This is a genomic window from Bradyrhizobium sp. RD5-C2, from assembly GCF_019972155.1.
Lineage (GTDB): Bacteria > Pseudomonadota > Alphaproteobacteria > Rhizobiales > Xanthobacteraceae > Bradyrhizobium.
Window position 1 is genome coordinate 51,113 of record NZ_BOVL01000016.1, and the last position, 10,425, is coordinate 61,537.

10 protein-coding genes and 4 pseudogenes are annotated in these 10,425 nt (G+C 59.6%); 6 read left to right on the forward strand and 8 right to left on the reverse strand.

Features of this window, described 5'->3' with window-relative positions; translation table 11 throughout:
- Positions 1 to 209 precede the first annotated feature (209 nt).
- Positions 210 to 824, forward strand: coding sequence for a flavodoxin family protein (locus BraRD5C2_RS19200; RefSeq protein ID WP_223970428.1), 615 nt, complete (start codon positions 210 to 212; stop codon positions 822 to 824).
- A gap of 506 nt (positions 825 to 1,330) precedes the next feature.
- Complete coding sequence (locus BraRD5C2_RS19205; RefSeq protein WP_223970429.1) at positions 1,331 to 2,062, forward strand: DUF3750 domain-containing protein; 732 nt, start codon at positions 1,331 to 1,333, stop codon at positions 2,060 to 2,062.
- A gap of 128 nt (positions 2,063 to 2,190) precedes the next feature.
- Here the strand turns inward: BraRD5C2_RS19205 and BraRD5C2_RS39685 are convergent, their stop codons facing one another.
- The 3 genes and pseudogenes from BraRD5C2_RS39685 to BraRD5C2_RS19215 form a co-directional block, all read right to left on the reverse strand.
- Positions 2,191 to 2,592: a Gfo/Idh/MocA family oxidoreductase gene (locus tag BraRD5C2_RS39685; RefSeq protein ID WP_374708025.1), complete on the reverse strand. Its 402-nt coding sequence runs from the start codon at positions 2,590 to 2,592 to the stop codon at positions 2,191 to 2,193.
- Positions 2,534 to 3,358, reverse strand: a pseudogene (locus BraRD5C2_RS19210) (Gfo/Idh/MocA family protein); the annotation flags it as partial. The gene BraRD5C2_RS39685 and the pseudogene BraRD5C2_RS19210, both read right to left, overlap by 59 nt.
- Positions 3,359 to 3,416: 58 nt before the next feature.
- Positions 3,417 to 3,539: pseudogene (locus BraRD5C2_RS19215) on the reverse strand (DUF2934 domain-containing protein); the annotation flags it as partial.
- Positions 3,540 to 3,915: 376 nt separating this feature from the next.
- Here BraRD5C2_RS19215 and BraRD5C2_RS19220 point away from each other — a divergent pair.
- Positions 3,916 to 4,404: a YciE/YciF ferroxidase family protein gene (locus BraRD5C2_RS19220; protein ID WP_223970636.1), complete on the forward strand. Its 489-nt coding sequence runs from the start codon at positions 3,916 to 3,918 to the stop codon at positions 4,402 to 4,404.
- Between the two features lie 11 nt (positions 4,405 to 4,415).
- Positions 4,416 to 4,955, forward strand: a complete 540-nt coding sequence (locus tag BraRD5C2_RS19225; protein ID WP_223970431.1) for a DUF4142 domain-containing protein — start codon at positions 4,416 to 4,418, stop codon at positions 4,953 to 4,955.
- An 82-nt stretch (positions 4,956 to 5,037) separates the two neighbouring features.
- Here BraRD5C2_RS19225 and BraRD5C2_RS19230 read toward each other — a convergent pair whose 3' ends face one another.
- The 4 genes from BraRD5C2_RS19230 to BraRD5C2_RS19245 all read right to left on the reverse strand — a co-directional run bounded on the left by BraRD5C2_RS19230 (position 5,038) and on the right by BraRD5C2_RS19245 (position 7,706).
- Positions 5,038 to 5,913: an SDR family oxidoreductase gene (locus BraRD5C2_RS19230; RefSeq protein WP_223970638.1), complete on the reverse strand. Its 876-nt coding sequence runs from the start codon at positions 5,911 to 5,913 to the stop codon at positions 5,038 to 5,040.
- 125 nt (positions 5,914 to 6,038) lie between these two features.
- Positions 6,039 to 6,497, reverse strand: coding sequence for a PPC domain-containing DNA-binding protein (locus BraRD5C2_RS19235; RefSeq protein WP_223970432.1), 459 nt, complete (start codon positions 6,495 to 6,497; stop codon positions 6,039 to 6,041).
- 3 nt (positions 6,498 to 6,500) lie between these two features.
- Positions 6,501 to 7,061, reverse strand: coding sequence for a type 1 glutamine amidotransferase domain-containing protein (locus BraRD5C2_RS19240; RefSeq protein ID WP_223970433.1), 561 nt, complete (start codon positions 7,059 to 7,061; stop codon positions 6,501 to 6,503).
- 285 nt (positions 7,062 to 7,346) lie between these two features.
- Entirely contained in the window at positions 7,347 to 7,706 is a 360-nt protein-coding gene (locus BraRD5C2_RS19245) for a hypothetical protein (protein ID WP_223970434.1), read from the reverse strand.
- 719 nt (positions 7,707 to 8,425) lie between these two features.
- Here BraRD5C2_RS19245 and BraRD5C2_RS19250 point away from each other — a divergent pair.
- Positions 8,426 to 8,994: pseudogene (locus BraRD5C2_RS19250) on the forward strand (FdhF/YdeP family oxidoreductase); the annotation flags it as partial.
- Positions 8,961 to 9,839: a class I SAM-dependent methyltransferase gene (locus BraRD5C2_RS39690; RefSeq protein ID WP_223970436.1), complete on the forward strand. Its 879-nt coding sequence runs from the start codon at positions 8,961 to 8,963 to the stop codon at positions 9,837 to 9,839. The pseudogene BraRD5C2_RS19250 and the gene BraRD5C2_RS39690, both read left to right, overlap by 34 nt.
- Here the strand turns inward: BraRD5C2_RS39690 and BraRD5C2_RS39315 are convergent.
- Positions 9,819 to 10,408: pseudogene (locus BraRD5C2_RS39315) on the reverse strand (methyltransferase); the annotation flags it as partial. The gene BraRD5C2_RS39690 and the pseudogene BraRD5C2_RS39315 sit on opposite strands and share 21 nt — an antisense overlap.
- Between the last annotated feature and the right edge of the window lie 17 nt (positions 10,409 to 10,425).

Below are 10,425 nucleotides of genomic sequence, written 5' to 3' on the forward strand. Positions count from 1 at the left end.
AGCTGCGACTGGCGGCTCCCTGGGCTCGAGCGCAGCATCGCCGGGCACTAATTCGGCTGGCACGGCAGCCCCTTCTGGTCGATCCGCGAACGGCGCCGGCGTCGCCACGGGGACCGGGGACCCGGCGACCGACAGACAAGACAGGCAGGTCGACAAGAAGGTCAAAAGCATCTGCAAGGGTTGTTAGCCGTTTGCTAGAAAGATTGTCGATGCTGAAAGCTCTCGCGTTCAACTGTTCGCTGAAGTCGTCTAGCGCTGATGATACGTCGTCAACAGAAAAGCTGCTTTCTCAGCTGATCTCCGAGTTACGCCGCTTTGACGTCGAGACCGAAATCATCCGGGCGGTCGATCATGACATAAAGCCCGGCACAGATCATGACATGGGCGACGGAGACGCGTGGCCCGCTTTGCGAGCCAAGCTCATGGAATCCGATCTTGTTGTGATGGCAACTCCGATTTGGCTGGGTCAGCCCTCGAGTGTTGCGAAACGCGTTTTGGAAAGGATCGACGCATTTATTGAAGATCTAGACGAGAAGAACCGTATGATGACTTTCGGGAAAGTCGGACTAGTCGCGGTCGTTGGCAATGAAGACGGTGCCCATCATGTCGCTGCTGAAATTTATCAAGCGATGAATGACCTCGGCTTTTCTTTGGCGCCGACCTCGGTTACCTATTGGGTCGGCGAAGCCATGACAGGCAAAGAATACAACGAGTTTCGGGAGCCCCCGGAAAAAGTTGCTCTGGCATCTGCCATGGCAGCTGCTAACGCCGCCCATTTGGCAAAATTGCTGAAAGCGAACCCGTTCCCAGGATACGTCAAGTAATATGCCGACATGGTTCAGTTAAAGATCGAGATGTAGGTTATCGACTCCGCAGGCCTGCCACTGCAGATCGAAGCTGACCGCTGCGCTTGAACCGCCGAAACTCCCTCAGAGCCGGCAGCGGCTCTTCTATGCACCGCGATCTTCCCTTCTCGTCATGCGCTTCGCTCGGCTGCCGGAGCTTCGCGAGATTCCTCGCAACAAACTTCGACAAAACGAGACTGATCCGGTTTCGCTGTCGAGCGTTCCGGTCGCCCTTATGCTGGCTCTCGTGTGCAGACCGCCGACCAGACTCTCGAATCCTTACAGCCGTCCAACGAAGAACTCTTGCGGCAAGAAGACCGGGACTGTTTCGCGGAAACCGTTCTTGAGCCGGCTCCCCCGCTTCTTACGGTACAGCATCGGGAGTTCTTAGTCGGAACCACGGCCGACCGGCCAAACATGGCGCAAGCGACGATCCTGCCTATATTCCATTGAATATCCCCCGCAGCACTCCCTTGAAGAAGCCCTTGGTCATTTTTCTGTTTCTCGTTTTTGCGCCGATCGCCGCGTCGGCGGCCCGCTATTTGTGGGTCGGCGACGGCCGCGGCAACTGGCAGACGGCCGACAGGTCGAGTGCCGGCCTGCTGCCGCCGGCGACAACTCATCCGGGAGCCGTGATCCGGGTCTTCGCTGCGCGGACCGCCCGATGGCGCAGCATCTTCGCGGTCCATACTTGGATCGTCGTGAAGGAAAAGGGCGCGACGACCTATAGCCGCTACGACTACACGGCCTGGGGCGAGCCGATCCGCACGAACGGATTCGCTCCGGACGGACGATGGTTCGGTGCCCTGCCCCAGACGATTGTAGCGGTCGACGGCGAGGCGGCCGAGCCGCTCATCCCGAAAATCCGTTATGTGATCGAGAACTACAAGTTCAAGGCATACGGTGACTACAGCGCCTGGCCGGGTCCCAACTCGAACACCTTCGTGCAGGCTGCGCTGGACGCCGTCCCGGAGCCTCGGGCGATCCTGCCGCCGACCGCCATCGGCAAGGACTTCCCATATGACGGCCGCTGGGTCGGCGTCACGCCGTCGAGCACGGGTGTTTTCGTTACGTTCGCGGGATACGTCGGACTAACGATCGGCTGGATCGAAGGCTTCGAACTTAACCTCTTCGGTGCCGTCCTCGGCTTCGATATCCGGCGCCCCGCGCTCAAGCTACCTGGCATCGGACGTTTCGGCGTCGCGGCCGGCCTTTGAGTGGCGCCGCAAGGGCCGTCTCGTTGGCAGGGGACGGTCGTCTGTCGATATCCGACTTGTTCCGCGGGACCATCTGCACCGTTCAAGCGATCTTGACGCGTCTATGCCGACGAGCATTCGCCGGCTCTCTAGGGATTGCGAAATTTGTCAAGACCGGCGAATCGTTCGAGTCTGACGGGACGATTGTCGGCGGCCGAAATGTAGATCGCTTCCATCAGCTTGTGATCCTGTAACCCCTCCTCGCCGGGAGTGCGCGGGCGGCGGCCGGTGATGAAGCACCCGGCCATGTGATCGATTTCGGTGGCAAACTGGTTGGTCTCCCCCATAACTCGCTCTTCGGTGAGCTCGACATCCTCGCGATCCGGAGACCGACGGATGACCTTGAGACGTAGCCCCTTGTAGGCGAATGCGGGCTCCAGTTGCACGACGGCCCTCTCGAAGTAAAGCCTCGCCGGGCGTGCTTCGTGCACACCATAGGAGCAAGCCATACGCGACGACGTCGGACGGAAAGCGCATCTGCCAGGCGACATTTTCCTCGACGTCCTTGAAGCGCGCGTCGCCCGGCGTGCTCCACGACCAAGCAAAAATATCCTCGGGCTCTTCGCCGGTCACGAAGCGCGCGAAACTCAGGCAGTAGATGCCGATGTCCGGCAGCGCACCTCCGCCCGCCAGTGTCCGGTTGTGGCGCCACTGCATGGCGGTGTCCTGCACCTGTCCGTTGTGCGCCTCGATGAGCTTAAGGGCGCCGAACTCGCCCGAGCACACCATCCGCGTCACTTCGGCGTTGTGCGGCTCGTACTGGCATCGGTACGCGATCATCAAGGGCACGCCGGCCTTCTTGCAGGCGTCGATCATCTCCTGCGCTTCCGCCGAATTTGCCGCCATCGGCTTCTCGCAGAGCACCTGCTTCCCGGCGGCCGCGGCCCGTTTCACCTGCTCGACATGCAGGCCGTTCGGCGTGACGACGTAGACCACCTGCACGTCGTCCCGTGCCGCCAGCCCCTTCCAGTCGTCGTATGCAAAGACCGCTTCTGAAGGAATGCCATATTGCTCTGCGACGCGCCTGCCCTTCGAAAGATCGCCCGTCATCAGAGCGGTGAGCTTGGCAAGCTTGCACGTTCCGAACGCCGGAATGATCTCCTCGAGACTCAACCGCCCTAGACCTACGACCGCAAAACCGACACGTTTGTTCGGGGCAAGCGGCGGCGCTTTGGGTAGCGCCCGTTTCTCGTTCGCCGCGACGAACGGCGGTCTTTCTTCGGGCTCCGCCTGCCCCGGAATGCGCATATCGGGCATGGACTACTCGGTGAAACTTCTCGACAGGGTTGTTTGTAGGGCCGTCCTTGAGTTCGCGCTCGGCTTCGTGCCAAAACTCGTTGTCTCGTCCTTCGGGCTTTCCAACGATCTCCCGAAGTTGGTGCGCTCGAGTGCGTATCTGATCTTCCGTAGGGTTATTCTTCCGTAGGGTTAGGCACAGCGTCCTCGCCGATTCAAAACGAGCGGCGCGACCACACGGGCATTATGCCGCATGGCCACGCTGGCGACTGTCCCGCTCCGGATTCCGTCTCCGGGGTTTAAAAGGAAAAAAGCGCGGATTCGTTCCTGGCCTCGCGCCAACGTCGCCCTCGGCCGCAAGATCCGCGATTTTCGGTGACGGCGGCACGACCCTAATAGCAGACGTTAGCGGCAGACCGAGCCTCATCTTCTCTGCGGTGGAGATAGTCAAAATAAACTTTGTTGGCCCGGCTCGATCCAAGAGCTGTCGCTGCTCCTTCGCACGTCTCTCGGCGCGAGGAACAATGTTCACCGGCCCCGATTGTCGCGCTATCCAAACCATGAACGTGGAGAGTGTGATGGCCGACAAGGATTTGAACGCATTATTCCTCGATACGCTGAAGGACATCTATTACGCGGAGAAGCAGATCTACAAGTCGCTTCCCAAGATGGCGAAGGCTGCAAACTCCGACCAGCTACGAGCGGCGTTCGAAAAACATCATGACGAAACCGAAGGGCAGATCGAGCGCCTGGAACAGATATTCGAACTGCTCGGCAAGCCCGCGCGTGGCAAGAAGTGCGACGCCATCGAAGGCATCCTCGATGAGGGCACCGAGATCATGGACGAGTACAAGAACGAACCGGCGCTCGATGCCGGCCTGCTGGCCGCGGCGCAGGCCGTCGAGCACTACGAAATCTCGCGTTACGGTACGCTGAAGACGTGGGCATCGAAGCTGGGCATGAAGGATGCGGTCAAGCTGCTCGACCAGACGTTGGGCGAGGAGAAGAAGACCGACGATGCCCTGACCAAACTTGCCGACACGGCCGTCAACGCCGAAGCCGCCTGAAAGGATAGACGATGAAACTTTCGCTTGCCATCATTGCCCTTGGCGCCGTCTTCCTGTCGACGGCCGCGTTCGCCCAATCCGCCGGCGAGAAGACCGGCGTCAACTCCATGCTCGGCATCGCGCCCAAGACCGAGGACTTTATCAAGGAAGCCGCGATGAGCGACATGCTCGAAATCGAGGCCGCCAAGATCGCGCAGCAGAAGGGCAACCCCACCGAGAAGACCTTCGCCGAGCAGATGATCACCGATCACACCAAGACGAGCTCGGAGCTTAAGAGCATGGTTTCCGGCGAGATGAAGTCGGCCATTCCGACCGCTCTCGACGATTCCTCGCAGAAGAAGCTCGACAAGCTGAAGGATTCCAAGCCCGAGGACTTCGCATCGGAATACGATCCGATGCAGGTTAGCGCACACAAGGACGCGACATCCCTTTTCGAGCGCTACGCCAAGGGCGGCGACGATCCGAAACTGAAGGATTGGGCAGGCAAAACGCTGCCTGCGCTGCAGCATCATCTCGAGATGGCGCAGGAAATGGACAGAAACCGAAAGTAACATCGGAAGCCGCCCAACGGGCGGCTTCTTGTTCTTTGATCGACAAACCTCCTATGAGCAGCTGCGCGCGGCGGCCTCCGAATCACGGTTGCCCGGTCCCGCCGGCCGCACCGTAAACCGCTCCGGTCGTGAAGCTTGCGTCACTTGCCGCCAATTGCACATAGATCGAAGCAAGTTCGGCCGGCTGACCTGGGCGCCCCATGCTGCTCATGCTGCCGAATTTCTCCAGCTTTTCCATGCTGGCGCCGCCGGAAACCTGCAAGGGCGTCCAGATCGGACCCGGCGCCACGCCGCAGACGCGGATGCCCTTGGGCGCCAGTTGTTTTGCCAGCGACTTGACGTAGTTCATTGTCGCCGCCTTCGTCTGTGCGTAGTCGTACAGATCGGGAGAGGGATCGTAAGCCTGTTCTGACGTTGTCCCGATGATGACGGACCCTGGCTCCAAATGCGGAAGCGCCGCCTTGATGATCCAGAACGGCGCATAGATATTGGTCTTCATGGTCCAGTCGAACTGTTCGGTCGTGATGTCGAGAATGGAGTCATGAGCCTGCTGGTGGCCTGCATTGCTGACGAGGATGTCAAGGCCGCCGAGCCCTTGTATGGCATCACTAACGAGCTTGTTGCAGAATGCCTCATCGCGAAGGTCGCCAGGTAGAGCCACGGCGTTGCGGCCGGCATCCTTCACGAGCTTGATTACTTCTTGCGCGTCCGGCTCTTCTTCCGGATAATAGTTGATGGCGACGTCGGCGCCCTCACGCGCGTAGGCGATCGCGGCCGCGCGGCCCATGCCGCTGTCTCCGCCGGTGATGAGGGCCTTGCGGCCTGCCAGTCGCCCGCTGCCCTTATAGCTTGTTTCGCCGTGGTCGGGCTTGGGATCCATCTTACCGGCAAGCCCGGGCCATGGCTGAATTTGGCGCTTGAACGGCGGCTTCGGATATTTGCTGATTGGATCTTGCATTTTTTGAACCGGTTGCGGAGCGGATAAAGATGATTGCGAAAATGCTGGATTCTGAAAGCCGACGGCCAAGCCAGCGCCGAGGCCTCCGACCATCTGACGACGCGAGACGTGGTATTTTCGGGGCATCAGGAAGCAAGCCTTGAGGCCGATTCGAGGTCGATCAGCGCGATGCCGATGTCTGGCTTTTTCTTCCGGCGCAGATGCGCCGGAGCATCGATCATGATCACTTCGAGGGTAGGCCTTACCGTGCCCGCCAAGAGATGCACGCCTCGCGTCGTGCCATCGGACAAGCTAAGCCCGACGTGAACGTGCAGGCTCGCCTTGCCATCGTCGCCAATGGCGATATCGCCGATGGCGCTCAAGTCGCACTGCTCTCCAACTTCGATTTTCTTGTATGTCTGCTTGCCGAAGTCGAACCAACCGATGATCGCCTTCTCGAAAGCACCGATGGCGGTCAGCGAAGCTGCTGTGATGCGCAATTCGTTCGCGAAATTTGTGAGCGCGGCGAAGGCTTCCTCGCCCGGGTCGAGAATGAGGACGCCGCTTTCCGATCCCGCGTTGTTTGCTATTTTTTGGCTTTTCATGGGTCACGCCGCGCTGCGCTGGCTGTGACGGCCTTCCTTGACCTCTTCGATGATCTTGTCGCTGAATGCTTCAAGGTCACCCGGATTGCGGGATGTGATCACTCCCTGGTCGACAACGACTGCCGAGTCCTCCCACTTGGCGCCGGCGTTCGAAACATCGGTCTTGATCGACTTGAACGATGTCATCCTGCGGCCTTTGGCGATACCCGTTTCGATCAGAAGCCATGGAGCGTGGCAGACAGCAGCAACGACTTTTTTCGCGTCGAAGATATCCTTGATGAACTTGAGTGCCTTGGGTTCGACGCGCAACAGGTCGGGGTTGATCTGCCCGCCCGGCAGCACGATAGCGTCGTAATCGCTGGCCGAGACCTCGTCGAGCGTCTTGTCGACCTTGACGGTGCGGCCCCAATCCTTCTTGTCCCAGCCCTTGATTTCGCCGGCGGCCATCGACACGACGTGGACGGTCGCGCCCGCTTCCGTCAATCGGTCCCGCGGCACCTCGAGCTCCGCCTGCTCGAAGCCGTTGGTTGCCAAGATCGCGATGTTCTTTCCCGTGATGTCCATATTTCGGATCCTCCTTTCCGTTCTGTTGCTCGGACAAGCACATATCATTCACATCGTTCCTACGCGGACCCATGACCACGATGAAAATATCTTGGTGCCGGGCGTGCAGGCCGGCGCCTTTGAGACATCGGTAATTCCGAGCTCGTAGAATTAAGAATTCGTCCGCAGCAGAAGGCGCGGCTCCCACAGCCCAGCAACGCTTCTGGGGCGATCAGATCGCGAAACATCGCGACCAAGTATCGGATCGCGTAGTTGCTTGTGTCGCTTTGTTTCCGGGCCTTGACTTCATCGGCGCGGGGTCGCTGACGTCGCTAGGCGGAAATCGAGGCACAAAGTTGAGATCGTCGTCTTGCTGCCGGAAAGCTCTGCAGTAGCCCGCTCGCCGGGCCAACGCTTCATCCGGAGACGCGCACGATCCGACACAATCAGTCGATCGCCATTTGGAACAAATGGGTTTCGAAGATTGGGATCCGAAAACGTTTCGAAAGACGGAAAATGGCTAAAGTACAGAATGGAAAGATCGTGGAGACCGCCGTAGAAGCCCGTGGGGCCGAACGCGGCCCGACGGTTCGCAATGTTTTGATGGTCAGTCTTTGCCTCGCCGTCGCAGCCTTCGCGGTTCTCTATCTCATCTATTTCCGACATTGAGGCGTCTGGCACCCCGGCGGCTTTGAGGCGTCAAAATTGCTTCCGCTTGCCCGACGTCTGGACCCTACCTTACATAAGAGACGGGCAAATTCGTAGGACGCTAAGGCCACCCCTAGGTAACGTCGCCAAGGATTGACGCCGCGAAATATTTTCGTCGGCCGCCCAGATGAGAACACCACCAGTCACCGCGGCGTTTAATGCCAGACCAGCAAAGCCTAGTGGAGGGCCACAGCCATTTCGCGGCCGTCGCAAGCCTGTTCGTAAGTGAAGTAGTACGATGTGCCATCGTATGTGATGTGGTTGCTCATCGGCCTATTGGCGATCCTACCGCCCTCCGTGCGTCGATCGGATGGCGATGTCGATCGCCAGCCATCTGCTTCGCGAGTTTGGCAAGTGCTTTTCTGAGCATGTGCTTCTCCGTCGATATGGGGGAAACGACCAGGCTCGCTTCGTGTTCCCCTAGTCTTAGCGAACGTCGGGCGAGGAACCTTTTTGAAAACGGCTAAAGCGCAATGACCAGCTTTTCGCCTATTCCGTTCGCAATTGAAGAGAGCCAGCGTGGGCGCTTCCTGATGAGCCCGGTCCGGTCGACCCGAAGAACCAACCGCGTCGGCAGGCGTTTTCGAACAGCCCGCTCGTAATGGCGGCCGGCTGTTGCTCTTCGGGATATGCCCATGACCAAAATCGACGCTGACGACGCTCCTCGCGCTTCCGAGATGGAGACCCATCAATACGACGGGGCCGTGGGAGGCTGGGGCTCGCTGAAGGGCCTCAGCGCGGTCGTGCTGCGGGAGAAGCCGGGTCCCGTTGAATTGGGCGAGGAACTGCTTCGGCAGAACAAGCACGGCGGCTTCATGTGCGTGAGCTGCGCATGGGGCAAGCCGGAAAGACCCCACGCCGCCGAATTCTGCGAGAACGGCGCCAAGGCGACCGCGTGGGACCTTACGTGACACCGATGCACTCCGGAATTCTTTTCCGAACACACGCTGACCGAACTTCGTACCTGGCCCGACTTCGATCTCGAGCATCAGGGTCGCCTCACCTCGCCGCTGCGCTACGATCCGGTGACGGACAAGTACGTCCCCTGCCATTGGGAGGACGCTTTCGCCGAGATCGGCCGCGAACTCAAGCAACTGGATCCAAAGTCCGTGATCTTTTACGCGTCCGGACGAGCTTCGCTCGAGACCTCCTACATGTATGCTCTTTTTGCCCGGATGTAGGGTGCAACAACCTCCCGGACAGTTCGAACATGTGCCACGAGTCCACCTCGGTCGGACTGAGGCGCCGGAGCTTCTGTCGGCTGCGAAGGTTGACGACCGCTGCGGAATCGTCGGCGGAGATGTGTTCGAGAGCGTCCCTGTGGGCGGGGACGCTTATGTCATCAAGTCCGTCCTGATGGACGAGAGCGACGACAGCGTGGTTTCGATCCTTCGTCGTTGCCGCTCCGTCATGCTGGCGTTGCAGTTCGTTCCAACTCCAGAGTTAGCTATCCGCGAAATGCGCCGCGTCACGCGTCCGGGGGGCGTAGTCGCCGCGGCGACATGGGACACGCGGGGAGGATTCGTTGCCTATCGTATGATCGTGGACGCCGCGGCACCCCTGGACGGTAAAGGTCGCGAATTCAGGGCGCGCTCCTACAGAGCGCCGATGAGCCGCCCCGGCGAGCTAGTACGCGCGTGGAACGAGCAAGGTCTGCGAGACGTGACCGAGGACATGCTGACCATTCGGATGGAATATAGCTGCTTCGAGGAATTTTGGGCGCCGTGCGAAGGGGACGATGGACCGATAGCGGCATACGTGGGAACGCTCGACTTGGGCGCCAAAGCACGGCTCCGAGTTGTAGTCCGGTCAGCCTATCTGATGGGGAAGCCGACGGTTTCCGTTCGTTCGCCGCGACGGCGTGGGCCGTCAGAGGTATCGTTCCTTAGAAATTACCATTCATTGCAGCGTGTTGGTCGTCTCTGGCGCAGAGCCGCGACCGGCCTCCCAGTCTCAACAAGGCCGCGACTCGATCAGATTAAAGCGGCCGGCGCGGAGAATGGCGAAGGGACGGAAGCCATTCTCGGTCAGGAGCCGATGATATTCCCTTTCGGTCCGTTCTCGTCCACCCAGACCGCGCAGCATGTTTAAATCGCTCATCGCGCACGACCTGCCCGCGTCATCAGTACCGGGCAATTCCGGCATCGCGCGTTCGACCAATAGCAGTCTGCCTTTTTGGGGAAGTGCTTTGCGGCAGTTTCCCAAAATGATGCGGCTGCGCTCGTCATCCCAGTCGTGAATAATGCTCTTCAAGATGATCGCATCGGCTGCCGCAGGCACCGCGTGAAAGAAATCGCCTGCAACGAAGTCGACGCGGTGGAGATTCCCAGTTGCCCGAAGTGCTGGTTGGCGGCGTCGGCGCACCTCGGCAGATCGAAAACCGTTCCTTTGATATTCGAGTATTCTCTCGCCACGGCGCCCATGAGTTCCCCGGAGCCGCCTCCGACATCCATCAAGTGGGAGATCGTGCCAAAGTCGTAGGCCTGCAGGAGATTGTGTGTGACCAGCCGTGTCAGGTCTGTCATCGCTTCATTGAATATCCGCACATGCTCTGGCGTGCGCGCCATTAGGTCGAAATTATCGTTGACGTCCAGGAGTTGGGCAGCCGTCTTCCCCGACATGATCGAATCCAGAAGACCATCCCACCTCCTGACCAGCATGGAGCCTTCAAAGATGA